The sequence below is a fragment of the Streptomyces sp. JNUCC 63 genome, from assembly GCF_054366325.1.
The window spans coordinates 7,937,035-7,963,773 of the sequence record NZ_CM135963.1 but is presented as its reverse complement, the minus strand read 5'-3'; the positions used below and the strand labels follow the sequence as shown (position 1 = coordinate 7,963,773).

General features: G+C 69.5%; 17 protein-coding genes and 6 pseudogenes. 12 read left to right on the top strand and 11 right to left on the bottom strand.

Going from position 1 to position 26,739, the window contains the following annotated elements:
* Positions 1-51 precede the first annotated feature (51 nt).
* The 3 genes from ACX25U_RS36985 to ACX25U_RS36975 form a co-directional block, all read right to left on the bottom strand.
* Complete coding sequence (locus tag ACX25U_RS36985) at positions 52-3,924, bottom strand: metallophosphoesterase (protein WP_454386532.1); 3,873 nt, start codon at positions 3,922-3,924, stop codon at positions 52-54.
* Positions 3,925-4,471: 547 nt separating this feature from the next.
* Positions 4,472-5,380, bottom strand: a complete 909-nt coding sequence (locus ACX25U_RS36980) for a helix-turn-helix domain-containing protein (RefSeq protein ID WP_454386531.1) — start codon at positions 5,378-5,380, stop codon at positions 4,472-4,474.
* Complete coding sequence (locus ACX25U_RS36975; protein WP_454386529.1) at positions 5,377-6,234, bottom strand: peptidoglycan-binding protein; 858 nt, start codon at positions 6,232-6,234, stop codon at positions 5,377-5,379. The genes ACX25U_RS36980 and ACX25U_RS36975 overlap by 4 nt, the downstream gene beginning before the upstream one ends.
* 197 nt (positions 6,235-6,431) lie before the next feature.
* Here ACX25U_RS36975 and ACX25U_RS36970 point away from each other — a divergent pair, with 197 nt between their 5' ends.
* Both ACX25U_RS36970 and ACX25U_RS36965 read left to right on the top strand, forming a co-directional pair.
* Entirely contained in the window at positions 6,432-7,061 is a 630-nt protein-coding gene (locus tag ACX25U_RS36970) for a L,D-transpeptidase family protein (RefSeq protein WP_454386527.1), read from the top strand.
* A 546-nt stretch (positions 7,062-7,607) separates the two neighbouring features.
* Positions 7,608-8,105 carry a peptidylprolyl isomerase gene (locus tag ACX25U_RS36965; RefSeq protein WP_454386525.1) on the top strand — a complete coding sequence of 166 codons (498 nt, stop codon included), beginning with the start codon at positions 7,608-7,610 and terminating at the stop codon, positions 8,103-8,105.
* 107 nt (positions 8,106-8,212) lie between these two features.
* On the opposite strand, the gene ACX25U_RS36960 is transcribed toward ACX25U_RS36965, so the two are convergent.
* Positions 8,213-9,202, bottom strand: a complete 990-nt coding sequence (locus ACX25U_RS36960; protein WP_454386523.1) for an NAD(P)-dependent alcohol dehydrogenase — start codon at positions 9,200-9,202, stop codon at positions 8,213-8,215.
* Between the two features lie 186 nt (positions 9,203-9,388).
* Between ACX25U_RS36960 and ACX25U_RS36955 the strand changes: the two are divergent.
* A pseudogene (locus ACX25U_RS36955) lies at positions 9,389-10,124 on the top strand (IS5 family transposase); the annotation flags it as partial.
* Between the two features lie 47 nt (positions 10,125-10,171).
* Here the strand turns inward: ACX25U_RS36955 and ACX25U_RS36950 are convergent.
* A pseudogene (locus tag ACX25U_RS36950) lies at positions 10,172-10,270 on the bottom strand (helix-turn-helix domain-containing protein); the annotation flags it as partial.
* Between the two features lie 254 nt (positions 10,271-10,524).
* Between ACX25U_RS36950 and ACX25U_RS36945 the strand changes: the two are divergent.
* Complete coding sequence (locus ACX25U_RS36945; RefSeq protein WP_454386521.1) at positions 10,525-11,778, top strand: cytochrome P450 family protein; 1,254 nt, start codon at positions 10,525-10,527, stop codon at positions 11,776-11,778.
* An 817-nt stretch (positions 11,779-12,595) separates the two neighbouring features.
* Here the strand turns inward: ACX25U_RS36945 and ACX25U_RS36940 are convergent.
* Positions 12,596-12,922, bottom strand: coding sequence for a hypothetical protein (locus ACX25U_RS36940; protein ID WP_454386519.1), 327 nt, complete (start codon positions 12,920-12,922; stop codon positions 12,596-12,598).
* Positions 12,923-13,055: 133 nt separating this feature from the next.
* On the opposite strand from ACX25U_RS36940, the pseudogene ACX25U_RS36935 reads away from it, so the two are divergent.
* Positions 13,056-13,486: pseudogene (locus tag ACX25U_RS36935) on the top strand (ATP-binding protein); the annotation flags it as partial.
* Here the strand turns inward: ACX25U_RS36935 and ACX25U_RS36930 are convergent.
* Positions 13,464-14,081, bottom strand: a pseudogene (locus ACX25U_RS36930) (nucleotidyl transferase AbiEii/AbiGii toxin family protein). The pseudogenes ACX25U_RS36935 and ACX25U_RS36930 overlap by 23 nt on opposite strands.
* Positions 14,078-14,440, bottom strand: coding sequence for a hypothetical protein (locus tag ACX25U_RS36925; RefSeq protein WP_454386517.1), 363 nt, complete (start codon positions 14,438-14,440; stop codon positions 14,078-14,080). Before ACX25U_RS36925 ends, ACX25U_RS36930 begins: the two are co-directional and overlap by 4 nt.
* A 665-nt stretch (positions 14,441-15,105) precedes the next feature.
* Here ACX25U_RS36925 and ACX25U_RS36920 point away from each other — a divergent pair.
* The 4 genes and pseudogenes from ACX25U_RS36920 to ACX25U_RS36905 form a co-directional block, all read left to right on the top strand.
* Positions 15,106-15,825: pseudogene (locus ACX25U_RS36920) on the top strand (IS1634 family transposase); the annotation flags it as partial.
* Between the two features lie 82 nt (positions 15,826-15,907).
* Entirely contained in the window at positions 15,908-16,843 is a 936-nt protein-coding gene (locus ACX25U_RS36915; protein WP_454386515.1) for a hypothetical protein, read from the top strand.
* Between the two features lie 229 nt (positions 16,844-17,072).
* Positions 17,073-17,588, top strand: coding sequence for a bacterial transcriptional activator domain-containing protein (locus tag ACX25U_RS36910; RefSeq protein WP_454386513.1), 516 nt, complete (start codon positions 17,073-17,075; stop codon positions 17,586-17,588).
* 375 nt (positions 17,589-17,963) lie between these two features.
* Complete coding sequence (locus ACX25U_RS36905; RefSeq protein ID WP_454386511.1) at positions 17,964-18,902, top strand: potassium channel family protein; 939 nt, start codon at positions 17,964-17,966, stop codon at positions 18,900-18,902.
* Positions 18,903-19,837: 935 nt separating this feature from the next.
* Here the strand turns inward: ACX25U_RS36905 and ACX25U_RS36900 are convergent.
* Positions 19,838-20,269: a flavin reductase family protein gene (locus ACX25U_RS36900; RefSeq protein WP_454386509.1), complete on the bottom strand. Its 432-nt coding sequence runs from the start codon at positions 20,267-20,269 to the stop codon at positions 19,838-19,840.
* A 25-nt stretch (positions 20,270-20,294) separates the two neighbouring features.
* On the opposite strand from ACX25U_RS36900, the gene ACX25U_RS36895 reads away from it, so the two are divergent.
* The 3 genes from ACX25U_RS36895 (at position 20,295) to ACX25U_RS36885 (ending at position 22,633) form a co-directional block, all read left to right on the top strand.
* The gene (locus ACX25U_RS36895) at positions 20,295-20,594 is read left to right on the top strand and encodes a transposase (protein ID WP_454386507.1); all 300 of its coding nucleotides are present in this window, start codon (positions 20,295-20,297) and stop codon (positions 20,592-20,594) included.
* The gene (locus ACX25U_RS36890; protein ID WP_454386505.1) at positions 20,591-21,334 is read left to right on the top strand and encodes an IS3 family transposase; all 744 of its coding nucleotides are present in this window, start codon (positions 20,591-20,593) and stop codon (positions 21,332-21,334) included. Before ACX25U_RS36895 ends, ACX25U_RS36890 begins: the two co-directional genes overlap by 4 nt.
* A 186-nt stretch (positions 21,335-21,520) precedes the next feature.
* Positions 21,521-22,633, top strand: a complete 1,113-nt coding sequence (locus ACX25U_RS36885; protein WP_454386503.1) for an IS110 family RNA-guided transposase — start codon at positions 21,521-21,523, stop codon at positions 22,631-22,633.
* 2,210 nt (positions 22,634-24,843) lie between these two features.
* Here the strand turns inward: ACX25U_RS36885 and ACX25U_RS36880 are convergent.
* Together ACX25U_RS36880 and ACX25U_RS36875 are read right to left on the bottom strand one after the other, a co-directional pair.
* Positions 24,844-25,623: pseudogene (locus ACX25U_RS36880) on the bottom strand (integrase core domain-containing protein); the annotation flags it as partial.
* 175 nt (positions 25,624-25,798) lie between these two features.
* The gene (locus ACX25U_RS36875) at positions 25,799-26,677 is read right to left on the bottom strand and encodes an isocitrate lyase/PEP mutase family protein (protein WP_454386501.1); all 879 of its coding nucleotides are present in this window, start codon (positions 26,675-26,677) and stop codon (positions 25,799-25,801) included.
* Positions 26,678-26,739: the final 62 nt, after the last annotated feature.

Below are 26,739 nucleotides of genomic sequence, written 5' to 3'. Positions count from 1 at the left end.
TCCGGGGCGGCCGGGTGTTGCATACGGTCGGACATCACCGGCAGTGGGACGTCACCGGCGGTCGAACCAGGACGACAGCGGTGAGCTGTCGCTCAGCTTGCCGGGGCGGCCGTTCTTGTCCTTGGTGACGAAGACGCTCGGCTCGGAGGCGGTCACACCGCCGCCGGAGGAGCGCGCCGTCACGAACCAGGCGTAGGCGGTGCTGTCCTTGAGGTGGTCCCACTTCACCGAGGCGACCTGACCCGACGCGACGGTGCTCTTGCCGATGATCTGCTTCGGCTTGTAGAGCGCCAGCGAGTCCGTCTTGAAGCTGGTCGTGCGGGTCGTGAGGTCGACCGGGAGGATCATGTTGTCCTCCCGGCCGTTGTACCGGTGCCGCGGGTCGAACTCGGTGGCGCCGAAGTCGTCCAGCAGCGGGGAGTAGGTGTTGACGGTCATCTCGGACCGGGCCACGTTGAACTGGAGCAGCCGCAGGAAGCTCGCGCCGAACTGCAGCTCGTCGTCCGGCTTGTGGCCGCCGATGCCGGTGAGGCCCAGGCGGTCGGCGCGGACCGTGTAGAACTGGTAGTCGGCCAGCAGCTCGACCACGCCCTTGCCGACCTGGCCCACCTTCGGCTTGACGTTGGTGCCGACGCCGTGCTCGTGTCCGGCGAGGATGAGGAAGACGTTGGGGTTCTTCTCCACCACGGTCTTGTAGAGCATCGAGCCGTCGGGGGCGGAGAATCCGGCGCCGCGGCCGTCGGGGTTCTCGCTCGGCACCAGGTAGTCGTGGGAGAGCAGGATGCCGTTGCGGTCCGGGTACTTCTTGAAGATGGAGTCGGCCCACTCGGCCTCCTCCCGCGTCACCCCGTACGACAGACCCACGACCACGAAGTCCAGTCCGCCGGCCGAGAACAGGTCGTAGTGGTTCTGGTTGTCGCCCGGCTTCCACGGGCCGCCGTACTCGGCGTGCTGCCAGCCCTGGGCGGCCGTGTGGTAACGGTCGGGGCCGTAGTACTTGTTGTAGATCGACTCCGGCCCGGTCTCGGTGCCCGACTGGTTGTCGTGGTTGCCGGCGATCACACCGTTGGGGATGCCGGCCTCGTCCAGGCCGCGCTGGAGCTTCGAGGAGACCTCGTACTCGCCGACGACGGTCTGCTGCTGGGTGTCGGTGGTGGGCTTGCGGATGTTGTCCTCGATGATGTCACCCGTGTGCGCCGCGTACGCGATCTTCCGCTGCTTCTGGTTGGCCTTGATCCAGTCGATGATCTTGGCGTAGCCGGACTCCCAGACCTTGCGCTCCTCAGCGGTCTCCGGCTTCACCGAGCCCTCGGAGAGGTACTGCGTATCGGTGAAGTGGGCGACCGAGAAGTCGTAGGTGGACGGGTCGGCGAAGGCGTTGGGGTCGCCGGGCTCGATGTCGTCGGCGAACGGGTCCTCACCGGTCACCATGACGTGGACCTGCTGGTGGTCGATGTACCGGTCGTCGACGACCGCGCTGAGCCTGGTCGTGCCCTTGGCCGCGCCACGGGAGCTGGTCAGCAGGTCCCACGCCCGGGTCTTGGTGTTCCAGGCACGCAGACCGGCGAGGCGCTCGGGGTCGATGACGCCCTCCCAGCGGAGCACCGGGGTGTCCACATGGCCCTTCACCTGGATGTCGAACCGCTGGTAGGTGACGTCCGGGCCGGCCGGCGCGTCAAGCGTCCTGCCGTCGAAGGGCAGGAGCCCGTCGGTCTTGACCTTCTTCTCGCCCTTCACCCGCAGGGTGGTGGGCAGTTCCCGCGAGGTGCCCTGGTACGCCTGGTTGGGCGTCAGGATCTCGGCTTCGGAGAAGGTCGCCTCCACCTTGCCGCCGTCGGGCTCGCCGACCTCGGCGGAGAGGGTCGCGGAACCCTGCACGCCGGTGTCGCCCACCTCCGGGGAGAGCTTGGCCGGGGCGTCCGGGATGCCCGCGGACGTGAAGGCGATCTTTCGGGTGGCGGTGTTGCCGAGGCCGTCGGTGCCGGTCACCGCGAGGGTGTGGGAACCGGCCTTGAGGCCGGGGCCCACCTCGGCGCCGAGCGCGATCGGCTTGCCGTCCAGCTTGACGTCCGGACCGGAGACCACAGCGGAGGGGTCCTCCAGCTTGACGTCCAGCACGACCGCGGCGGTGATCTTTTGACCCTCGGCCGGGACGCTGCTCGCGACCGCCGGGCCGGAGTTGTCGGTGAACAGGGTGCGGGTGGCGACCTCTCCGGTGGTCGAGGCGGCGGCCAGCTTGTGCTCACCGTCCGCTATCGCGGTGGTGTCGAGGTCGGCGCGCAGGCCCTGGGAGGGCGCGTCCACCAGGAACTCGAGGTCGATCTCGGTCAGCAGGTTGACATTGCTGCCGCAGTTGCCGTCGCCCATGCCGTAGGAGCTCTTGAGCATCCGACCGGCGGCCTTGCCCTTGGCCGGGGTCAGGGCGATGTTGCTGATCGTGAAGTCGTCCCGGTTGGCGCCGCACGAGGTCTCGTACGTGCCGGTCACGAAGTCGATCGTGTTCCAGCCGGGTACCAGGTACTCATTGGGGAAGGTGAAGTCGACGCGCTCGCTGACGTAGTCGCTGTCGAGCACCACCTTCTGGCCGTTGACCAGCAGGTAGTTCTGGTAGCGGGCCTCGATCGAGTTGCTGCCCACGTCGAAGCTGAGGGTCGCGGTGCCCGAGCCGAGGGTCGGGACGACCTGCACGGCCGGGGCGTCGATCGTGTAGTGCAGTTCGACGTCGCGCAGCATGGTCTGACTGCTGCCGCAGCTTCCGTCGCCCATGTTGTACGTCTGCTTGATGTCATGGCCGGTCACGGTGGCGCCCGCGAGCTCGAGGCCGAGGTCGGACATCACGAAGTCGTCGCGGTTGGCGCCGCAGCTGTCGGCGTAGACGCCGGTCACGACCTTGATCGTGTTGTCGCCGGGCACCAGGAACCGGGCCGGGACCGCGATTTTCACGCGCTCGCTGACATAGGTGCCGCCCAGCTCGATGCGCTTGCCGTTGACCAGCAGGTAGTTGTGGTACTTGGCATCGATCGAGTTGCTGCCGGCGTCGAAGGAGAAGGCCGCGGCGCCGGTGCCGAGCGTGGCCCGGGCCTTGGGCTTCCTGCCGTCGACGGTGAGGGATGCGGCGTCACCCTCACCGGAGGCCGGAGACGTCGCGGTGACCGTCTGGTCGCCCCGTACCAGAGTGCCGTCCGTGGGCAGCAGGGTGGGCGCGCCGGCCGGGGCGTTGTTCACCGTCACGGTGTGCTTGGCCGTGGCGCCGGAGGCGTTCTTCGCGGCGATGGTGTGCTTGCCGTTGGCCAGCTTGGTGGTGTCCAGGTCCGCGGCCAGACCCGTGGTGCCCTTGGGGTCGCCGTGGACGTAGAACTTCAGGGTTGCTTCCTTCAGCAGCGTGTTGTTGGTGCCGCAGCTGCCGTCACCGAAGGAGAAGGTGTACGGGTTGTCCTCGCCGTCGGCGACTTCGCCCAGCAGCTCCAGGCTGACGTCGGAGAGGACGAAGTCGTCGTAGTTCATGCCGCACGAGGTCTCGATGGCACCGGCGTGGATCTCGACGGTGTTCTCACCCGTGACCAGGTGCTCGTTGGGAACCTCAAGGGTCGCCCGCTCGTTGACGAAGTCGCCGATTTCGGCCTTGAAGGAGCCGTTGACGACCACGTAGTTGTGGTACCGGGCCTCGGTCGAGTTGGACCCGACGTCGAAGCGCAGCTTGGAGACGCCCACCGTCTTGGCGGCATCGATCCGGTTGCCGTCCACGGAGAGTTCGGTGACGCTGTCACCGGCCACGACGGGTTCTGCCGCGACCTTCTTCCTGCCTTCCAGGTAGGCCCCGTCGGCCGGGGTGAGGGCGGGTACGGCCTGGGAGACGGGAGTAGAGGGCTTTGGGTCCTTGCCCTTGCCCTTGCCCGAGTCGGGGTTCGCATGAGCGACTGTCACAAGACTGGTGACAAGAAGCATCGCAGTCACGGCGACCGCTGTGAGCCGTCCGCGACATCTTGCAGGCTGCATCTGATGCAGTTCCTTCCATCGTGCCTGTAGGGCGCCGAACACGATGGATCAGTCAAGTGAATGCACGCCAGAAACGAACTTATGAGGCTGGGAACTTCAGCCTCCGGTGTCCTTCCTCTCATAGCGTAGAGACCGTGACTGCAGGGGAAGTTGAGGCACCATCTGTGGTCGGCGGCTGGCCGCGGTCAGGAGGAGCCGCTTGCGTAGTAGGAGTGGTTTCGCTCTGCCGAACATGCTGCGCTCGAGGGCTTTGAGGTCGTTGACGCGGCCCTCGACCGGCGCGGATGACCAGTTGGTGCTCATGCCATGGACGACGGCGTCGAGGTCGGGTATCAGTCCGGCTGCGAACGTGGCCAGGCCGCACTGCTCGTCCGCGCAGACGTCGGCGATCCAGTACCTCAGCCGGTCTCGGTCTGGCGGCGCCGTAGGTGTCGTATCCGTCGATCACCGACACAGTTCGGCCTGGAGCGCCTCGTCATCGGGTGCCTCGATGTGCTGGACCGCCCAGGGCTGACAGCGGCGCCGTAGTGCCCCAGGAAGTGCAGTGGCGACCGCCCTCGCGGGGCTCCCAGCAGGCGCGCACTTGGGTGGGTGAGCCGGCGGGGAGCATACGGGTGACGACGTATCGGTCGGTTGCCTTTTTGTCGGCGACGGTGACTGTCTGAGCGGAGCCGGTGCGGTCCTGCACCTTCAACCGGTCGCCGACGGATGAGTAGGAGATCCGTGCCCAGGCAGCAGTGCAGTTGCGGCTCATTCTGAGCTCTACGTGGCTCGAACCGATCCGCAGGTCGGCGTAGGAAGCCGCGTCCACATCGCATGCCATTGCGTTCGCCTCCCGACCCTTGCACTGAGCACCCCGGCAGCCGACGGTCAGGGGGACCGGTTCAAACCGGTCGGACTCGCCTGACGACGTGGTCTCCACCTGCGCGCCGAGCACACGGAGGCAGACCCAGGCCACGACGCCCACGACCGCCGCCACGATCGTTCCGAGACGGATCCAGTAGGTGGCTGCGGAACGATCCCCCGAACTGGAGGCAGGGCGTGGTTCGGCAGAAGCCGGTCGTGTGGTGCTCTTCGGTGTGCCCGTGCCGGGTCCGGATTCGGTGTCCCTCCTGCTCCACTGAGCCTCGGCCTGTTTCCACAGTGCCACGAGTCTCTCGGTCGGCTCTCCGGCGAGTTGCCCGAGCGCTTCGACCGCTTCTCGCGGAGGCAGTTTCAGTCCGCGTAGATAGCGGTCCCACGACGATCTGCTGTATGGCGTCTGGGCCGCCAGGGCGGTCAAACTGAGTCCGGTGCGTTCTTTCAACTCCCGCAACGTCCCTACCAAATAGGCAGTCTGCGGATCGAGGGACGGCGGGAGCGGACGCCGGGTGGAGCCGCTCACGCCCGCAGCAGGGCCCAGGTCTGCGGGCCCACCTTCCCGTCAGCGGCGGCGCCGTCGGCGCGCTGGAACTCCTTGACGGCTTTTTCCGTGTGCTCACCGAAGAGGCCGTCGACCCGGCCGGGAGAGTACCCATGAAAGATCAGCAGGCACTGCACTTCCACCACCTGCTCGCCACCGGTATTCAGCACGACGAGCGGCTCGGACATACTGTGGCCCGCGAACAGCCGACCATTTCGCCGTGTGTAGTGGCAGGCGAAGCCTGACGGCTGTACGGCGGCGTGGCTCTGGTGTTCCTGCCGCCCGGACCGTGCGGGTGTCGAGTCGTCGCGTAACGCCACCCAACTTGCCACGGCCAGCACCACGAGCGTCAAGGCGGAGACGACCGCGGTCAGCGCCAGGCACCGATGGCGCGGACGGCGTTGCTCTTCCGTAGGTCCAGCGGTCTGGTGCTGCAGGTCAGTCACCGGCTCAGACTCCGGTTTCGAGTCTTGCCGTTCCTGTGCGCGTGCGTGCTGCGCCAGTTCCCACAGGGCAAGCAACTCCGCGGGGTCGGTGCCGGACACCCTGCTCATGGCCTGCACGGCCTGATACGGCGGCAGCTGCCTGCCGTTGAGATATCGCTCCCAGGACGACCTGCTGTAAGCGGTCTTCGCCGCCAGAGTCGTGGTACTGACCCCCATTTGGTCCTTGAGTTCCCGCAGACGGACGATCAGCTGATGTACCGGTGGTTCCAATCCGTCGGCCAACGGCTTCCACTGTCCCATGCTGTCCCCCAGGCATGCGGCGGTCTCCGTCACAACCCTGCCGTACGTGGAATAGCCCGGCAGGAACTTTCCGAGCCCGTTTTCGGCCATCGACAGGCGCCCGGCGTCCCAGAGATGCGTCAGCGGTCGTCGAATCCTCCCTGGTCACAGCCCTGACGTCCCATCTTTGCCCGTCATACCCCGATGCCCTGTCCTCGATGCTGCCCTCCTCAGCACCATCGGATCACCACTCCCGCAGCCGGCCCTGCCGTCGGCTGTGTTCAGGCTTCAACCACGACAGGAGATCCATGACCACCCGAAAGAACCGCCTGCTGCTGTACGCGGCGGCCACCGCGTTGAGTGGCGGCCTGATGGCCGCACCCGCGGCGCACGCCCAGTCGGGAGCACTTTCCGCGGCCAAGCAGAGCATCGGTCACACCACGGTCCAGGCCGCGAGCAGCAACTACACCTACCTGGAGTTCAAGAAGGGATCGAATTCGCAGAACTCTCGGCTGTACTTCGTTTATGTGCAGTCCTCGAACCCGGACCATCCCCGCATTCACACGCTCGGCAGTTGGCGGGCCGGCTCGGGCAGCGGCAGCAAGAACACCTGTGCGAGCAACGCCGGATGGCTGCCGAACGGCACGTACACCGTCAAGAAGTTCTATGCGCATCACGACGGCGGACCGCACGGCGTCAACGGCATTGCCTGGTACATCGGCGATCACAAGTGCCACAGCGGCCGCTGGCGCACCGATTTGTTCATCCACAGCGAGATGCTCCCCAGTGGCAAGGCCGGTAGCTCCGAGCCGTACCGGTGGGACGGCAACAGCGACTACAAGTCCAACGGCTGCATCAAGCTCAAGCCCTCCGACATTCGCGCACTGCGGAGCCTCCAGGCGAGCTACCCCAATCCTCACAAACTCTACGTGCATTAGCCGCGATCGTTCGTGACGGTCCACGGCCCGGTCAGGAAGTCGGCTGGCTGGAGTCGAGGCGCTGGTGATCGCAGGGCGAGTCCTTTCCAGGCCGCCGAGGTCAGCGCACCGGTGACAGCATCCATCGGTGCGCTGACCAGCCGTGTACGGGGACGCACGGCAACCTGGTCGGGGTCATGGTCGAAGGTGGCGATCTCAACTGGTCACCCAGGCGTCGACAGGTAAAGCCTCCACCAGACCCGGAGCGGTTCACCGGGCAAGCCCGGCCGGGCAAATACTGGGGCGTCCTCCGCAGTGGAGATCATCCCGGCGTCCGTCCTACCCGGCACACCCGCCGTTTATCCGACTTTCCCGCCAGCGGCCGAGATCTCATCCGCGCCCCGTGACGGGCCAGTGGGCGTGCCCGCGCTCGTTCGGTGGCTGATGCGTTCATCCTGTACACCGGGTCGGGGCCACGGCACAGGTCCGCACAGCGGTCTTACCGGCGGGCCCGGCGACGGCACGGTAGGAGGCGAGCGGTGCCCGGCGGGATGTCAGGATGGGGGCATGACGACCAAGGTCTACTTCGATATCACCATCAACGACGAGCCCGCCGGGCGGATCGTCTTCAACCTGTTCGACGACGTGGTTCCCAAGACGGCGGAGAACTTCCGCGCCCTCGCGACCGGCGAGAAGGGCTTCGGCTACGCGGGCTCGTCGTTCCACCGTGTCATCCCCGACTTCATGCTCCAGGGCGGCGACTTCACCCGGGGCAACGGCACCGGCGGCAAGAGCATCTACGGCCAGAAGTTCGCCGACGAGAACTTCACCCTCAAGCACGACCGGCCGGGCCTGCTGTCCATGGCCAACGCGGGCCCCAACAGCAACGGCTCGCAGTTCTTCATCACGACCATCGTGACCGACTGGCTGGACGGCAAGCACGTGGTGTTCGGCGAGGTCGCCGACGCCCAGAGCATGGACCTCGTCAAGAAGATCGAGGCCCTTGGCTCCTCCAGCGGCCGTACCTCCGCGAAGATCACCATCGCCGAGTCCGGCCAGCTCTGACCCTTTCGCCGCCGGCACCGCCGAGGGGCGCGTTCGCCGAACGTGCCCCTCGGCGGCACTCAGCCGGGCAATCCCCCGAGCGCCGAGCAGGACCGGAAGCCCGTACGTCAGCGCACGGTGATCACGGTCTTGCCGCGGGAGTGGCCCTCCTCCACATGGCGCATGGCCTCGGCCGTATCGGCCAGGGAGTAGGTCCGGCCGACCACGGGAGTGACCTGACCGGCCTCGATGAGCGCGGTCGCGGCGAGCAGGTCTTCGTGGGCCGGACCGCCCGGAGTCGCCGGGATGATCGGGCGCAGGCGGTGCCGGGTGACCGCGTTGACCGCGGCCAGTTTCAGCATGGAGCCGATCGCCCCGAACACCCGGCCGGGTGAGCCGCCCCCGTTGGCCACCAGGACTCCGGTCGGGGTGAGCGCCCGACGCAGTCGGCCCGGCGGAAGGTTGCCCACGTTGTCCAGGATCACGTCGTAGCGGGCGCGTCCGTCGGTGAAGTCCTCGCGGGCGTAGTCGATGACGTGCGCGGCGCCCAGTGAGCGCACCAGTTCGGTGCTGCCGGCGCTGCACACCCCGGTGACCTCCGCGTCCAGGCCAACGGCGATCTGTACGGCGAAGGTGCCCACGCCGCCGCCCGCCCCGTTGACCAGCACCCGCTGCCCGGCCCGGACCCGGCCCACCGTCCGGATACCGCGCAGTGCGGTCACCGCCCCCATCGGCACGGCCGCGGCCTGCTCGAAGGACAGACGCTCGGGCTTGGGCACCACCAACTCCGCCGTGGTGCACGTGTATTCGGCGAACGCCCCCGCGCAGAAGCCCAGTACCGGAGTGCCGGGCCGGAGCCCTCCTACGCCGGCGCCGACAGCCTCCACCACTCCGGCCCCGTCGATGCCGGCCACCCGGCACTTCGGACGGCTCAGTCCCATGCCTCCCATCAGCCGCGCCGCGTAAGGGTCGCCGCGCATCATGTGCCAGTCGTAGGGGTTGAGCGCGGCGGCGTGCACACGAACCAGCACCTGGCCGGCCCCGGCCCGGGGCCGGTCGACTTCCTGCAGCCGCAGGATGTCCGGCGGCCCGAACCGCTCCTGGAGCACTGCCTTCATCGCCCTGCCCCCATCTCCTCGGAACCCGTCACACCGACACATGTCCGCCGCGCGGGTGAGGGCAAGGTAGGCGTACTCAGTACAGCCGTCAATGGCCGCCAACCATGCCGCCTTGGGGGTCCTTGCAGAATGATCTTCCTGTGGCACGGTGGAGATGCAGGTGATCTCGTGCTGTGTGGGGTGCCGATGGCGCGGCGGAAGCCGTGGGAGGTCAGCGACGAGTTGTGGGCGGTGATCGAGCCGCTGCTGCCGAAGCACGAGCGGCGGTTCCGGCACCCGGGACGCAAGCGGATCGATGACCGCAGGACGCTGCAGGGTGTGCTGTTCGTCCTCTACACCGGCATCCAGTGGGAGTACCTGCCGCAGGAGTGGGGGTTCGGCTCCGGTTCCACCTGCTGGCGGCGGCCGGCCGAATGGCAGCAGGCCGGGGTGTGGGCCGACCTCCAGCGGGTGCTGCCGGACCGGTTGCGGGCGGCGGACCGCCTGGACTTCTCCCGCGCCACCATCGACGCCTCCCATGTGCCTGTGCCGGCCAAGCGGGGGCGCAGCAGCCCAAAGTCGGTCCGAGCCCGGTTGACCGCGGGCGGCCGGGCTCGAAGCACCACGTGCTGACCGACGCACACGGCACCCCGCTGCGGGTGTCGCTGACCGGCGGACACCGCAACGATGTCACCCAGCCCCTGCCGCTGGTCGACGGCGTGCCACCGGTGCGGGGCAAACGGGGCCGTCCCTGGCGCAAGCCCCGCGCCCTGTACGCCGACCGCGGCTACGACCACGAGCGGTACCGCCGCCGCCTGCGTGAGCGCGGCATCGTCCCGAAGATCGCCCGGCGCGGACAGTCGCACGGCTCGGGCCTGGGCCGCATCCGGTGGGCGCCGAGTCCGCCATTGCCTGGCCCCACGGCCCCCGCCGCCTCCTGACCAGTTGATCAGCACCTCCCGCACAACGGGGGAACCTCAGGCCCAGGCGGTTGAAGCGGTGCAACCAGCGGCGGACCGTCTTGGGACCGCACCTCAGCTCGTCCGCGATGGCCGGCACTCGCCGCCCGGACCAGCTCAGCTCGACCATCCGTGCCCGCAGCACCGGATCACGCGGCGCCTCACGGGCTCGCGGCAGCCGACGCACGACCCGTTCCTCGTTCCCGTCACGGCCCGGCCGTGCCCGTAACACCACCGTCCAGCGCCCGCTCCCGAGCAATTCAGCGTAAATCGCAGAGTCGCCATACTGGGGCATATGCACTCAAGGTCTGCTGAATCCGCCACGCAGTCCGTGGCGAACCCAGACGTTCTGTGAAGCACCTCGACGTACTTCGGGAGACGACGATGAGCGAGCAGCCGCCCTTGCTTCCCTATGCCGATCCGGCCTTCGTGGCAAACCCGTTCCCGTTCTACCGACAGCTGTGCGAGGAGGACCCGGTGCGGCGCGCGGTCATCGTCGGCGGCCTGGAGGCCTGGCTGGTCACGCGCTACGAGGACGGTCTCGCCGCGCTCTGCGACCCGCGACTGAGCAGCGATGTCCGCGACGCGTCGGACCCCCGGCTCCTCCGACAGCTGCCCGCGACGGAGCGCGAGTCCATGCTGAGCACCATGCTCCGGGCGGACCCGCCCGACCACGCCCGCCTGCGTCGCCTGGTCTCGAAGGCGTTCACCGCGCGCCGGGTGGCCGAGCTGCGGCCCCGTGTCCAGGCCATCACCGACGGGCTGCTCGACGCGATCGTGCAGGCCGGCTGCGCGGACCTCGTCGCCGACTTCGCGCTGCCGCTTCCGGTCGCCGTGATCAGTGAGCTGCTCGGGGTACCCACGATGGACCGGTACGACTTCCAGCGGTGGACCGACGACATGATCCTCCAGGGACCCGAGCCGCCGGACCCGACCGTGGTCGACGGTGCCTGGCAGCAGATGCGCGCGTACCTGATCAAGCTTCTGGAAGCCAAACGAGCCAGCGCCGGAGACGACCTGCTCAGCGCTTTGATCATCTCTCGGGACGAGGAGAAGCGGCTGGACGAGGACGAGCTGATCGCCATGGCGTTCCTGTTGCTGGTGGCCGGATACATCACCACGGTCAACCTGATCAGCGGCGGCATCGCCGCACTGCTCGCCCATCCCGACCAGCTTCAGCTGCTGCGGGACGATCCGGCGCTGCTGTCGGACGCGATCGAGGAGTTCCTGCGCTACGACGGACCGGTAAACCCCGGCATCGCCCGCTTCGCGCGGGAGAACGTCGAGATCGCGGGAGTGAGGATCCCGCGCGGCGCCACCGTGCTGGTGGCCTCCGCCATCGCCGACCGGGATCCGGCGCGGTTCCCGGACCCCGATCGTCTGGACATCACCCGTCGGGACAACGCCCACCTCGCGTTCGGGCACGGAATCCACTACTGCCTGGGCGCCCCGCTGGCCCGGCTGGAGGGTCAGGTCGCCATCGGGAGTGCCCTGCGCCGCCTTCCCGGTCTCGCCCTGGCCGTGCCGCCGGGCGAGCTGCGGTGGAGGCCAGGCGGTCTGCGCGGCCTCGAGCGCCTGCCCATCACGTTCACGCCCGGTTTCATGCCCGACGGCACGGGCCCGGCCGCTCCGGCTTGATCCGGACCGGGCCTGCCCACCCGGCCGAGCATGCCCTCCTGTGCGAGGAAGGCGGACAGTTCGCCGGCATCAGGTTCGCCGCCGTGCTGAGCCTGATACTCCATCCATGCGAGGCAGTAGCGGTCGACGACGGTGAGGCCGCCCCCCTCGGCAGAGTCCTGCGGCGAAGGCAGCTCGTCGACCTCGGCATCGATTCTCGGGCCACGCTGCTCTTTGGCAGCCCGGCCTCCCGCGGCCGCGGTCTCCTGCTCAATCTCCCGATCCTGCAGGGGCTCGCCCTCCGGCTACTCGCGGGGGGGGCGACGCCCGCGTCGCCCTCGGTGGGCGGGGCGGTCTCGGCACCGCCAATGCCGTACTCACGGTCATGGAATTCGGCGACGCAGTCATGCAGTTCGGCTGCGGTGTCAGGCTGGCCTGTAGCGCCCCGCACCCCTCTCGCATCCAGGCAAACCCGGCCGGTCCATGCCCTCGACGATGCCGCCGGGCCATGAGGCGACCCCGCATGTACGCCGGCGCAGACGGAGCGCGGGACTGCGCCACGCCCCGGTTTGCCTGTCACCTCCGCCCCTCCCCCACTTCTGATGCCAACGGGAGCGGGCGTGCTCAACGAGCGCGGTCGGGACGGACACGGCAGGCCGCTCGGGCATAGCAGCCGGAACCGGTTCGGACAGGGTGATGGGCTCGACCGGCTCGGGAGTCGGATGGGCGTCCTGGCCGTCTCGGTTATCGACCCGTAGTGCTCCAAGACTGCTTCACCGCTGCTGACCTGGGGCTGCGTGATCGGGGGCTGTGTGCACGGCACCGACCCCACTCGGTCTCAGCGGATGTGGACGACCTTGACGCGGAAGCCACCCGTCAGGCGCTCGATCACCAGCCAGGCGCGGTCGGTGGTCATGACCGGCAGGCCGTGGCGTTCCGCAACCGCGATCACCTGGGCGTCGGCGGTGGACAGCGTGCTCACGCCGCCCGCGTCGTTACGGTCCTGATCCGTCCACTGCGAGCGCAGCCGGTAGGAGGGAGTGCCGCAGGGCGGCGGTTCGACCGAGGCCATGTGGAGAAGATCCTCCACGACTACGCCCGTCACTTCAACGGCCATCGGCCTCATCAGGGCCGAGGTCAGTTCGCACCCCTCGACGACGAGCACGTCATCCCCTACCTGCAGCCCGGATCGAACGCCGACAGGCCGTGGCGGGACTCATCAACGAATACCGCCGAGCAAGCTGACGGCCCAACGAAACCCCGGCTCGCAACCGGTGAAACCGTTTTGAAGCACAACGGCCCCGCAAAACCTCACGGAGCGTGCCGAAGTCATCGTCGCGGAGCTGGCCGCAAACGCCGCCCTCCACGGCCGCGTGCCCGGCCGCTGCTTCCGGCTGACGCTCGTCTTCGACCCGGCGGCCGGCCGTCTCCGCATCGAGGTCACCGACGCCTACGGGGACCTGTGCCCGCAGCTTCCTGCGGCGGACGCCGAACCCGATGCACTGCACTCCGCACCGGCGGGCGCGGCCTGGCGCTCGTCGCCGCCCTCGCCGACCACTGGGACTGCGTCCCCTATCCACCCGGCGGCAAGACCGTCCGCGCGGTGCTCCTCGACCCACGACCAGCGCGTGATCACGCCGACCTGAGAGGGGCACGGCCTCTCATCAGGCGCTCTCCTCGTGGACCCGCGCCCCCAGGTCCTCCGCTCACTCCAGCGCCCACGTCTTGAGCTCTTCGATCTGCCGGGGGGTGAGCCCGTACGCGGCGTAGTCCTAGTCCTCGTACCAATCCGCACCGGTGAGCCGGTCGCGGAGGTCCTCGAGGCTGAACTCGTCGTGGGCGCGGTGGCGGCCGAGGGTTTCGAGGTCGGCGGTGGACCGGTGGCGGGAGGCGGCCTGGACGTCGGTGAGGTCGCGGACGGTGCCGCGGTCGGCGAGGGCGCGGACCTTGGTGCCGATCACGTCGTCGAAGGAGAGGACGGGACCGTAGGGGGTCTGGGCAGGCGGGGCCCAGAACGCCTCCTTGAGGACGTCGACCTCGCACTCCTCGCCTGTGTCCGGGTCGGTGACGAGGAACCGGCCGCTGAGCGGGTCGGTCTGGACCTGCGCGGTCCGCCATCCGCGCGCGGTGAGGCCGGCTGTGAGGGAGGCGACGATCTCGTCCATCGGGGCGGGATTCTCGGTGGCGACGTCGAGGTCGCGGCTGAAGCGTTCGACCAGGCCATGGGCCTGCACGGCGTATCCGCCGGTGAGGACCAGAGGATAGGGGGAGCCGAGGTCGAGGATGTCGGCAAGGAGCCGCTCGTGGAGCGGGGTGAGCTTCACGCGGCGGTCGCGTCGGCCGGAGCGGTACGGGGCAGCTCGGGGAAGGCGTCCTCCCAGACCTCGCGGATGTAGGGACTGACCAAGCGACGCAGAACGGGCCACTGCTCGGCCAGCAGCCGGTGGTGAAGGAAGACCGCCAGGTCCTCGCGCAGGCCCTCGGCCAGGACGGTCCGGTAGAGCGTCATGCGGGACTTCGGGCGGTCCAGGCTGTAGCTCGTCCGCCCGGACCAGACGATGTGGAGCGGCAGGTCGACGGTGCCCTCGACAGGGCCGGCCAGCTCCTGCAGGCGCTCGGGCAGTCGACTGCGGTAACGGTCCCGCAGCACCTCGGCGCGGGGGGCGGTGGTCGTCGCGTCCATGCCTCCAGTATCGCCGGTGGGAGGCGGCGGCACGGCGGATACAGGGCTCTCCTGCCCTATGTGCGGGTCAGGCCCGTCCACCTCCCCCGGCATCTCACCGGCGAGCCCTCAGCGCATCATGGCCCACCCGTGCAGCCTGTGGGTGCCCGAAACTCAGCCACTGCTGCTGACCTGGGACTTGCGGTCAGGGTCAGGCGGAGCGGGATCCTGACGTATGGCTCTGCGGCTGCTGTACCCGACCTTCCTGAAGGTCCTGGGATGGACAGCCTTGCCGGCGCGATCGGGGGCGTCAAAGAACGCGGAGATTCTCGTGCTGCGGCACCAACTCGCGGTGCTACGCCGTCAGGTCGACCGGCCGAAGCTCTCGCGGGCGGATCGAGCGGTGATCGCGGGACCGGCACGCCTGCCGCCCAGGGCACCACGTGGGCATCTGTTCGTCACCCCAGGCACGCTGCTGCGCTGGCATGCCGACCTGGTCAATCTCCACTGGACATACAAGCGCCGAGGTCCCCCGAGTTCGACAGTTGGTAGGCATGCAGGGTGGGTCAGCCGCGGATCTCTGCAGGTGAGAGGGCTGGCACCCGCCTGAGACTGCCCGGAGGCGTGGGCAAACGGATTTGTCATGGACCTTACTCTGATCTGGCCTGTTGCTCGATCGTGCGGGCATGTACTTGCGGAAGATCCAGCGGCGGAACAAGGACGGGTCGGTGGTCCGCTACCTCCAGCTCGCCCACAACCGGCGGGTCGGCGGCACCACCCAGGCCGAGGTGCTGGTCAACTTCGGCCGCGAGGACCGCCTGGACGTCGAGGGCCTGCGCCGCCTGGTCGCCTCGATCAACCGCTGCCTCGGCGACGAGGACGAGGCCGCCCCGCTGCTGGGAGCTGAGGAGCCCGGCCCACTGACGGTGGAGTCCTCCCGGCCGCTCGGGACAAGCCGGCTGCTCGACGGGCTGTGGAAGCTGTTGGGCATCGACACGGCCCTGGCCTCGCACATCGACGGGCGCAAGTTCCGCACCGACATCGAGCGTACGATCTTCGCGCTGGTCGCGAACCGGGCCATCGCCCCCGCGTCCAAGCTTGCCGCCGCCGAGTGGGCCACCTTCGACCAGGTGATCCCCGGCCTGGACGCCCTCGCCGAGCAACACGCCCACCGGGCCATGGACCTGCTCGTCGATGCCGACACCCAAGGAGCGGTGCAGGAGGCGGTGTTCTTCTCCGCCGCCCACCTGCTCAACCTGGAAGTCGACCTGGTCTTCTTCGACACCACCTCCACCTGCTTCGAGCGCGACGAGGCGGATGCCCCGGACGGCGAGGACTGCAGCCTGCGGCAGTACGGGCACTCCAAGGACCACCGCAGGGACCTGCCGCAGACCGTCATCGGACTGGTGGCGGCTGGCCGGCGACGCCGAGCTCCTGGACGCAGATGCGGCCCGAGGCGTGCCGGCGCCGTATCCGGGTCTGGTTACGGTGGGCAGCACCGCCTCCGGTGAGTTCGTGCTGGTCAACCTGGCTTCTCTGCCCGCCCTGTTGTTGGACGGCAATCCGGTGCACGTCACCGAGGTGTGCACGTCGCTGGCCCTGGAGCTGGGCATGAGCCCGTGGGCGGGCGAGGTCGAGGTGGTCGCCATCGGGTTCGGCGAGGACCTGCCGCAGTTGCTGCCCACCACGCGGATCGCGCACATGCGGCAGCCCGCCCACGCGCTCACAGACCTGACCGAGCGGCTACTGGAAGCCCACCAGATGCCCGAGACCCGGCATCAGCCCTATGTGCTGCTGTGCGCGGCCGTCATGGACCCGGACATGGCATGGGAGTTCGCCGACGCGATCGACAAGACGGGCCGGGTACCGGCCACCCTCATCGCCCCGGCCAGCTCCGCAGCGGCGCACTTCCCCGAAGCGGAGATCGTCAACGCCTCGGTCGGCGCGCCGCAGCGGTTCGACCACCTCGGTACCGAGATCACGGTGCAGCGTCTGGAGCATGCCGCCTACCAGCAGATCACCGCGGCGCTCGCCCTGTCCGGGCAGCCCGCGGCGGAGGCCGAGGGGCCCTGGCGGGACGTTGCGGAGGAACTCGCCGTTGAGGCACCGCCGCAGCCGGATCCGGCCAAGGAGCCCGCCGGCGCAGAAGCCGACGAGGAGAGCGACACGTCCGCACCGGTGTCTGCCCGTGTGGGCGCGGGCGACGGTGAGGTGTTCCCGGCCCTGCTGGCGGCCTGCGCCGATCCCTCCTCGCCGCGGCTCCTGCCCGGCATGGCGACCCGTGGCCAGACCGACGACGGCGGCGAAGAGCAGGACCCGGCAACCGCACAGCCGCCGCAGACCGGTCCGGAAAAGCCGAACCCGAAAAGGCTCCGCGCTCCCCGGCCCGCGAGCCCGGTGACGAGTCCGGGGCGCACGACATGACCGCGCCGGAGATCCGGGTGCTGGGACCCGTGGAGGCGGACCGGGTCGGCCCTACCGGCCACGGCCCGCGCAGCGCCCAGCTCGCCGCCCTCCTGTTCTTCCGCCCCGGGCGCACCGCCGACGCGCTGTGCGCCGACATGGACCCGCTCAACCCCTGGTCGCCGGCCACCCTCAACGCCCGGCTGCAGGGCCTGCGCCGCGCCCTGGGCAACGACCCGGCCGGCCCTACGTGCCACGCCGCCGCGGCGGCGACGACCCCTACCTCCTGGCCCCCGCCGCGCGCTGCGACTGGACCCGGTTCCTCGGGCTCGCCGAGCGCGCCCTCCCCCAGGCCGCGGCCGGCCTGCCGGATCTGGAAAAGGCCCTCTCCCTGGTGCGCGGCCGCCCCTTCGGCACCCGGCCCCTGCCGTGGGCCGGGCCCCACCAGCAGGAAATGATCACCCGGATCATCGACATCGCCCACACCGTAGCCACCTGGCGCACCCCGGCCAGCCCGCACCACGACCTCCACGCCGCCCGGCAGGCCATCGCGACCGGGCTTGAGGTAGATGAGACAGCCGAACTGCTATACCGGGACTGGATGACAATCGAATGGGCGGCCGGGAACCGGTCCGGGCTGCACACGGCGATCTCCCGCATCCAGCAGGTCAACCAGACCCTGGACTGCGACCTGGAACTGGAGACCGAGCAGCTGATCAGTGACCTCCTCAACGGCTCGGGTCCGACACTCCGCAAGGCGCTGTAAGTGGGCGTATTGCGCGTCGACGGGCGTCTCCGCGCTGCCCGGCTGCTGGAACCTGTGAGTGGTGAAGCCACCACCCTCCGCAGGTCGACCCGTGCTCGGTCGGAACCCATGCGACACCCCCTCGGGTTGCATACGGTCGCCGGGCGGATCCGCCGTCGCCGACAAAGCTGGTCCAGCCGCCGCCGATGGGCGGAAGCAGGGGGGTGACCTGCTCAGGGGGGTGCTGACGCGGCACTGGTCCCTGCCGCCTCTCGAAGAGGGCGCGATGCCATTCGGGAGGACCGGGCCACTGACTGTGCAGGACACTGGGGGAAGGCGATGACGGGAGCGGGTGTGTGGTCGCCGCGCGGTGTTCGATGGCGGGCGTTGCTGGTGGTGTCCGCGATCTTGGTGCTGCTCGGGTACGGCATCGGTGGGTACATGCTGCTGGGGTCCTCGCCCTCCTCCGCCGTCTACCTGACGGTGATGACGCTGACCACCGAAGGGTCGTCGGCAGCTGACCGGCTCTCCACCGGCGGCAAGCTGTTCACCACCTCACTGGCGGTACTCGGCGTGGCGGTGTTCGTGGCTGCTCTGGGAGTGGTGGGTACCGCGCTGGTGGAGGGCAGGTTCGGTCCGCGCGGAAGGATGCGACGCATGCAGCACCGGATCGACACACTCCGTGATCATTTCATCATCTGTGCGTACGGACGAGTGGGTCAGGCCGTGGCGCACGAGTTCGAAGCCGACGGGATCCCCTTCGTGGTGATCGACAGCAAAGCGGAGCTGGAGGAGGTGATGCAGCGCGACAAGGTCGCCTACCTGATCGGCAACGCCTCCTCCGAGCAGGTGCTGCGGCGGGCAGGGATCGACCGGGCCCGCGGGCTGGTGTGTGCGGTCGACTCGGACGCCGAGAACGTGTACATCACCCTCACCGCTCGCGCACTCAACCCGGCGATCGCCATCGTCTCCCGCGCCTCCGAACCCGCTTCCGTCGACCGACTCGCCCGCGCCGGGGCCAGTAGCGTGGTGTCCCCGTACGTCAGCAGCGGCAGGAGGATGGCACTGCTCGCCGTGCGGCCGCACATCGTCGACTTCCTGGAGTTCAGCCGGCCCGGTACCTCGGACTGCCGGCTGGAAGAGATTCGCATCGCAGCCGGCTCCCACCTGCTGGGCCGCCCCCTGCGGCAGGCGTGCAAGGGGGTGCTGCCGCTGCTGGTGCGGCGCGCGGACGGCACGCTGCTTCCCCGCCCCGCCCCGGACAGCGCCCTTCACCCGGGAGACACCTTGATTGTCTTCGGCGACCTGGGGGCTCTGCGTCCCATCGAGGAATGAGCGGGGTCCGGCAGCCTGGCCCGTGGGCGCCCTGACCGGCGTGCGGTCCGCCGCGCTTTACTGAGGCGGGTCTCGGTCACGGCGACTACGGTGCCCAGTCCTCGGATGGTCACCGTACCGTCAGCCGGTGCCCGCACGAGGGCGGATCTGCGCGGCACTGCCCTGTGTGGGCGTCCGGCCGCCGACCACGTCGTGCAGGGTGGCGACATCGTCACGGGGAATCGTTGATCGACGATGAGGTCCGGGCGAGGCGCCGTGATGTACTGCGGCGGAGCCTCTGCCCGAGCACTGCGACCTGTGGACGGGGTTTGCCGCCCCTGGTGTTGAGGGCGCGTTCTCTCCCGGCCGACTGTGCCAGGGTTGCAACGCGTCCCGGGGTGGTGGGGTCACGAGCGGCCGATGGACTGGGTACGGCGACGCACGGACGCCCCGGGCGCCCCGGCCGCCGGCGTGAGGGCAGGGGAGCAACTGAGACGGCGGGGTACGTTCGGCCGTACCTACCTGGGTACTCTCATGTACGCCGACACCACGCGCAGACCGGACACCTACCGCACGCCGGTGCCCTCCGGTCCCGACGTCCAGCAGCCCGACTTTTCCTGCGAGCCGTCACCGGCTTCCCGATGCGCAGCCATGGTGGGCGCAGCCGCCTGGCCACAGGGATGCCGGGACGGATCACCGCGGTCCTGCAGAAGACGCGGCTGGGCCGACTGATCAACGTGCTGTTCCCGCGTCTGCAGGGTGGGCAGTCCTCGGTGGCGGCCTGCAGGCCCTCTGGTCGGCGGCGATGCAGATGCGCTGGGGCGGCGTCGGCATCGCGCTTGCCGGCGGCGACGAGAACACTCCCGGCAGCGCCGTCGGCAGGTCCCGACCGCGTCCAGGGCCGACCGGTTCGGCCGGTGGCCGTAGGAGTCCGGATGGAAAATCGGGACGTCCTCTTACGAGCACACGGGCGGGAACAACGCCGCACCACCTTCACTGACCAGCAGCAACGGGAGTACCTGAGCAGCGCGGCCGTGGGAGTTGGCCAGTCGTCCCATGTTGCTGTGGTGAAAGACGAGGGGCAGCCGTGCACGGTCGGCCCGGAGCGCCTCGATTTTGAGCAGGACGATCACGTGGTCGCCAGCGTCGATCTCCTGGTGGACCAAGCAGTCGAACACGGCTGCGGCGCCGTCGATGAACACCGCACCCTCGGCGGTCCTCTTCCAGCCGACATCGCGGAACCTGTGGCCCCGCCCCGCGAGGGCTCGGCAGGCCGCCGCCTGATCCTCGGCGAAAATGCTGATGCCCAGCCGGGGCAGGTCCCGCAGGAGGGGCCAGGTCGATGATGAAGCTTCCCCTTGATCGTGGACACCTGGAGACTGGGACATGAGGTTCCAGAGGAAGTAGCACCGGGTGGGAAGCAAGTACACGAAGCGGTGCACAGCGGAGTTCAAACGGGACGCGATTGCGCTCGTCGACTCCACGGGCCGGGCGGTCACCGAAGTCGCCCGGGAACTCGGGGTGAGTCCGGAGTCCCTGCGCAACTGGTACCGCCAAGCGAAGGCGGACCGAGGCGAAGGGCGCCCCGGCGAGCTGACCAGTGCCGAGCGTGAGGAGCTCAAGCGACTGCGGAAGCAGAATGCCGAGCAGGCCAGGACGATCGAGGTGCTGCGAAAAGCCGCGGTCTTCTTCGCGAAGGAGAGCGATCGATGAACGAGACGTACGCGTTCATCGAAGCGGAGAAGACCACCCACGGCGTCGCTTTCCTGTGCCGGCTGCTGAACGTGGCCCGCTCCTCCTTCTACGCCTGGCAGGCGGCGGCGAAGGCCCGCGCCGCACGGAAGGCGGCCGACGAGGCCCTGGCCCACGAGACCACCGTCATCCACGTCGCATCCCGCCACACGTACGGCGTCCCGCGCATCCACGCCGAACTGCGGCGCCTGGGCCGGGCGGTGAACCGCTGGGGGTACCCCCGCTTGCGGGGGAGCGTCGCCCGCGTCATGCGCGAACGCGGTGGCCAGGGCGCCCACCGCCGTCGACGGCGCTCGCCGACCCGGCCGGACAAGAGGGCGAGAGCGGCCCCGGACCTGATCGGCCGCGCCTTCCACGCCGCGCTGCCGGGCACGAAGCCGGTCGGGGACATCACCTTCCTCCCCACGGCCGAGGGCCGGCTCTACCTCGCCTGCCGGCTGGACCTGGCCACCCGCGAGGTCGTCGGATACGCAATGGCCGACCACCACCGCGCCTCCCTCGTCGTCGACGCCCTGAAGATGGCCCATGGCCGCGGCGGCCTGCAGCCGGGATGCATCACACACTCGGATCGCGGCAGCGAATACACATCAGCCGAATTCCGCGGTGAAATAAGCGAGCTGGGCCTGCGACAAGGCTGCGGCCGCACCGGATCGTGCTTCGACTGTGAGGATGGTCAGGTACCGCTTCGGGCGGTGGCCTGACCCGTGCTTCGACTGGCGTTGTTGCCTTGGCGTTGATCTGTCGGCCACTGCCTGGAGCGGCCTTCGCTGCCGCCGGGCAGGGGACGTGTCCCGATAGGGGCCTTCGCGACAGGCACCGTCACAGTCTTGACCGCCCCGGCCCGGCGACGGCCACCAGCACCCGAGGCGATCAGGAGACAGGCGACCTTGCCCAGCATCATGCAGCCCACGGCCCCACGTCACGTCCCGGCCGAAGCCGAGGAGGACATTCTGCTCGGGGTGGACACCCACAAGGACATCCACGCCGCAGCCGTCATCACCACGCTCGGCGCCGCTCTGGACGGCCGCAGCTTCCCGGCGACTGCGGAGGGCTATCGTCAACTCGTCTCCTGGGCCCGCTCGTTCGGCATGCTGCGGCGAGCCGGGGTCGAGTGCACCGGCTCCTATGGAGCCGCCCTCACGCGGCACCTGCGGGCCGAAGGCATTGAGGTCACCGAGGTCAACCAGCCCGACAAGGCCGCCCGACGGCGTCACGGCAAGACCGATGCCATCGATGCCGAAGCCGCCGCCCGCGCCGTATTGTCCGGTCGCGCCACTGCCACGGCGAAGACGAGTGATGGTCCGGTGGAGATGCTGCGGCTGTTCAAGCTGGCGAAGGGGTCCGCGACCAAGTCGAGGACTCAGGCCATCAACCAGCTCAAGAGCGTCCTGGTCTGCGCCGATGCCGAACTTCGTGAGTCCCTGGCCGGGCTGAGCAACCCGAAGCTGTTCAAGCAGTGCGCCGAGCTGGAGGACTCAGGGCTCTCCGGGCCGGCAGGGGCCGCACGGCACACCCTGAGACTGCTGGCCCGCCGCATCCAGAACCTGACCGCGGAGATCAACGACCTCAACACGCGGATAACCGAAGCGATCAAAGCGAGTGCTCCTGGCCTGCTCGACGTCCACGGTGTTGGCCCGGACGGCGCAGCAGCCCTGCTCATCGCAGCAGGTGACAACCCCGAACGCCTCGACAGTGAGGCGTCCTTCGCCGCCCTGTGCGGCACCAGCCCGGTCGAGGCCTCCTCCGGCAAGACCCAGCGCCGCAGACTGAACCGAGGCGGCGACCGCCAGGCCAACGCCGCCCTCTTCCGGATCGTCCTCAGCCGCCTGCGCTGGGAGGGCCGTTCCCAGGACTACCTGCGGCGACGCCTCGCGGAGGGCAAGACCAAGCGCGAGGTCATCCGCTGCCTCAAGCGGTACGTCGCACGAGAGATCTACCGACTCATCGCCCCCACAAACACCGCTGCAAACGACACGGGACCAGCCCGAGGCGTCGCTTGACATCCATAGGGGCATCAACGCCGCCGCGGAGAGCTTCTGGGTCCTGCTCAAGGAAGAGATCGGCACCCGCACCCGGCCCGACCGGGCCACCGCCCGCGCCGAGGTCTTCGCCTTCATCGGGACGTTCTACAACCGGCGCCGCCTGCGCAAGCACGAGATCTTCGGCTACCTCACCCCGGCTGAGACCAGGCAGCGCCACCAGCACACCCTCGCGGCATAGAGACCGAGTGTCCAAGATCACGGGGAAACTTCCAAGGCCGGGTAGTTAGGGTTCAGCGCGAGCCTCCCCCCGTAGAACCAACACGCCGCTCAGTACAACTGGACAACAGCCCACCACGAACAAGATCAATAACCAAGCGCAGCAGCCACGCCACAGAACTCCGCTCCAGGCCTGCCGGGCAACTCCGTTGCCCGGCAGGCCAATCCGGCTCCGCCGGCTGTCTGCTCCCGTACGAGTCCGCTCCGCAGTCCCGTACGGGAGCAGGCAGCAGCAGGCAAGGGTGACGGCGGATCAGCTGGTATGAGACAACCGGGGCTTCAGGACGAGGGAATCCCCCCTGCTTCCCATCGAACCTCCGATCAAGCCTGCGTGAAGGTTTGTCAGAGCCAGAGGCGCTGCCGGTCTTCACCCGGACAAAGCACTGGGAAGGCCCGCAGTGTCACTGCTTCCGGGATGCCGGGCCGTGAGGGAGAACCTTGCAGGCGGCCTGGCCAACTGGAAGAGCAAGGACACCGGTGCCTCTGTTGCACAACAGGGTGGAGGGCGCGCTGGTGTTCTGGTCGCTGTCAGTGTCAGCGGCGGCGGTGCCGGCGGTGCCGATGAGACCGACTGAGGCCAGGGCAAGGGCAGCGAGTGTGGTGGGGATACGCACAATGTCTCCTCTTGGCGTAGGGCGGCCGCCCGGTGCGGCCTCACCCACAGCGTGAATGACCACCACGACGCGCATGCCCGATTTCGACCGCGCTGGTTCCTGTTTTCACGAAGCCGGACCAACGACGCCACCTGTCCACCGCAACACAGCCCGGAAGGCTCCCGTGATGGCATCGAAGGCGCTGCCGGGGGCCTGTGGCCCCAAGAGATGGGGGCTCGGATCGCGGTGGTGGGAGCGGACGGCTCCACCGTGGCCTGGGCCTGTATCGAGGCGGGATCACCCTGTCGGCGATGGACGGTGTGCGTGTCCGGCAGCGTCTTCCAGGGGATCCGCGCCGCGTACTGCGGACGGGCACACCGAGCGGCGCGCTGTGGTCCTGGAACGCGTTGATGGCGCTCTGCTGTTCGACAGGAGTGCCGGACGTCGCGTCAACTTGGACAGAAATATCGGAGAGCGGGCCGTGACCTGGGGTTTTCATCAGGGGCGGAGTGGGCGTACCTTCGCGGCGAGCAGGGGGCGCGGCTGGAAATTCCGTCGATCCTCCTGCCACGATCGGGGCGTCCGCGCCGCGGGTGGCGCCCCCGCCGTGCGGACACAGCCCGGCCGCGCTGGCCGGGCGCACCTCCGCCCTTCTGCGCTGAAAGACGCGTTGCCATGTCCTCGTTCTCCTCTTCCCCGGGCGGCGGGATCACCGCCCCCGCCCGGGTCGGCGACCGCCGCACAGCCGGCCTCGCGGCCGTCCCCGTGCGCCCCTGTTCCACCTGCTGCGCCGGGAGCGGTTCGTGAACGCCGCAGCGCCCCGCGGTGGCGGTCCCGCCTCCGGCTCGGGGACGGTGGAACTGGCAGTCTTGTAACGGTGGTTGCACACCATCCGGGGCAACCGGTCCTACCGCCAGCTGGCCGCGGCTGCGGAGGCGGCCGGGCACAAGGTTGCAGCCGACACCCTGCGCCGGGCCGTCGATGGGCGGGTCTTCAGTCCGAAGGTGGTGAGGGCCTGGGCCGCCGGCACGGGCGTCGACTCCGCCGAGGGCGAGGACCTGCTCCGCGAGGCGCGAGCGGCACGCGACCCCAACGCGCGCAAGGGCTACGACGCTACGCAGATCACCACGCGGGCCGGCTTTGGGCGCGCCATGCAGCGGATCATGGCCCGCGCCGGGTTCGTCTCGCTGCGGGAGCTGGAGCGCGCGACTCCCTTCCGGTTGCCGAAGTCGACGCTTCAGGCCGTGCTGAAGGGACGCGGGCGGATCACAGCGGAGTTGCTGGAGGCGTTCCTCGCGGCCTGCCGAGTCCCCGACAACGAGGCTCGGCTGCTGCGGGATGCCCGTGCGCGTGTGGAGAATCCGGCTCGAAGACGGCGTCGAAGGAGTCGGTGTACTTGCTGTCGCGGTCGCGGAGAACGAAGCGGAGCGACTCGACACGGCTGCCGAGGTCGGCGGTCAGATTGCGGGCCTGCTGGGTCGCCCACTGCGCGGTGGGGTGGGCGGTGATGCCGGTGATGCGGAGCCGGCGGGTGCCGTGTTCGCCGAACGCCGGCGCGTGCAGCCGCCTGCCGGTGATCGTGTCGACGTGGAAGAAGTCCGCCGCGATGATCCCCTCGGCCTGGGGGTGAGGAATTCGCGCCGGCTCGGGCCGGTGCGGCGCGGGGCCGGGCCGATGCCGGCCGCGTGCAAAATTTCCCAGACCGTGGACGGTGCGATCGGATGCCCCGGCCGGGCCGGCTCACCCTGGATCCGCCGGTGGCCCCACCGCGGATTCTCCTCTGCCGGATGCAGAACCGGCTTCTTGAGCGCGGCGGCCGTGGGAGGGCGGCCGGTGCGGCGTCGGTCGGCGTAGTCCCACTTCTTGGCGATCAGCCTGCGGTGCCAGGTCGGCAGCGTCCCCGGCGTGACCGGGAAGACACAGTTCCAGCGCCGGCGCGGTATCGGCGACGACAGCGCGGCCGGCCAGAACCGGTCCGCGGGCTCGTAGCGGACCCGTTCTGGCGAGTTGCCGTCGCAGCACCGCGTTCTCGTGCCGCAGCACCAGCAGTTCGGCGCCCTTGGCCGTGTCCCGGCGCAGCAGGACCGCAGGCACGGACAGCACCGCCCGGGTGGCCCGGTACAGCAGCGAGATGATCACTGGTGCAGCATCCCAGCCACCGCCAAGGGGTCTTGCACGCGAGCTCCCACCTGCAGCGAGGACTTTACGAGCCTCACAGTGTTCCAACACCAGCCTGGGGCAAGACTCGGGACGTCGAGTCCTTCCCGCCGACGCGGGAGTGTTCCGCCGGGTGGTATCTGTGAGCTGGCCGACGTCAGGGCCTCCCCGCTGATGCGGGTGTGGCCCTGGACCAGCGGCCCGCCCGCATCAGCGTGTCGAGCTCGGCGTAGTCGAGTCCCGCGGCCAGCGTCCCGTAGGTTCCCGCGTCCAGCAGCTCCCGCGCGGCGCGGCGGACCACGGCGTGCGCGGCCTGGGCGATGCCCGAGCCCACGCTCACCCGCGCGACACCGAGCGCGGCCAGTTCGGCGACCGTCGGGGCTCCCGGGCCGGCCATGACGTTGAGCGGCCCGTCGACGCCGTCGGCGAGCGCCTTCACGACGCCCGGGTCGACGGCCCCGGGCACGAAGACTCCGTCGGCGCCGGCGGCCCGGAAGGCGGCGGCACGCTCCAGGGTGGCGTCCACGTCGCCGGCGCCGCGCAGGAACGTGTCGATGCGGGCGTTGAGGAACAGCGGCACCCCCTCGGCGTCGGCGGCCTCCCGGGCGGCGGCAATCCGCTCGGCCTGCTCACCGGTCGGCCGCAGCAGACCCGCGCCCTCCTCGTGCAGCGCGTCCTCGATGTTCACTCCGGTCACGCCGGCCGCGAGCACCGCGCGGATCGTGTCGGCGATGCCCGCGGCGTCCGCCGCGTACCCGCTCTCGATGTCGGCGCTGACCGGCACGCGGACGACGGCCGTGATCCGGGCGAGAGCGGCGAGTGCCTGGTCTCTGTCCAGCCTGTCTCCGTCGGCGGCCCCGAGGGCCCAGGCGAGCCCGGCGCTGGTGGTCGCCACGGCGGCGGCACCGGCGTCCTCCACGACCCGGGCGCTGGCGGCGTCCCAGGCGTTCGGCAGGACGAGCGGCCGCCCGGGAACGTGCAAGGCGTGGAAGGCCAGGGCACGGTCACGCAGGGTAGGAGTGCTCTCGTTCGTCATACCCCGCACTCAACCAGCCCCGCACAGGGGGAGGCTGGCAGGAATCCGACATCCACGTGCGG

Bases quoted from the DNA above. Each gene is read 5' to 3' on its own strand.
- ACX25U_RS36975 (WP_454386529.1), bottom strand. From the start codon at position 6,234: ATGGCCGAAAACGGGCTCGGAAAGTTCCTGCCGGGCTATTCCACGTAC.
- ACX25U_RS36970 (WP_454386527.1), top strand. From the start codon at position 6,432: ATGACCACCCGAAAGAACCGCCTGCTGCTGTACGCGGCGGCCACCGCG.
- ACX25U_RS36965 (WP_454386525.1), top strand. From the start codon at position 7,608: ATGACGACCAAGGTCTACTTCGATATCACCATCAACGACGAGCCCGCC.
- ACX25U_RS36960 (WP_454386523.1), bottom strand. From the start codon at position 9,202: ATGAAGGCAGTGCTCCAGGAGCGGTTCGGGCCGCCGGACATCCTGCGG.
- ACX25U_RS36945 (WP_454386521.1), top strand. From the start codon at position 10,525: ATGAGCGAGCAGCCGCCCTTGCTTCCCTATGCCGATCCGGCCTTCGTG.
- ACX25U_RS36925 (WP_454386517.1), bottom strand. From the start codon at position 14,440: ATGGACGCGACGACCACCGCCCCCCGCGCCGAGGTGCTGCGGGACCGT.
- ACX25U_RS36900 (WP_454386509.1), bottom strand. From the start codon at position 20,269: ATGTCCCAGTCTCCAGGTGTCCACGATCAAGGGGAAGCTTCATCATCG.
- ACX25U_RS36890 (WP_454386505.1), top strand. From the start codon at position 20,591: ATGAACGAGACGTACGCGTTCATCGAAGCGGAGAAGACCACCCACGGC.
- ACX25U_RS36875 (WP_454386501.1), bottom strand. From the start codon at position 26,677: ATGACGAACGAGAGCACTCCTACCCTGCGTGACCGTGCCCTGGCCTTC.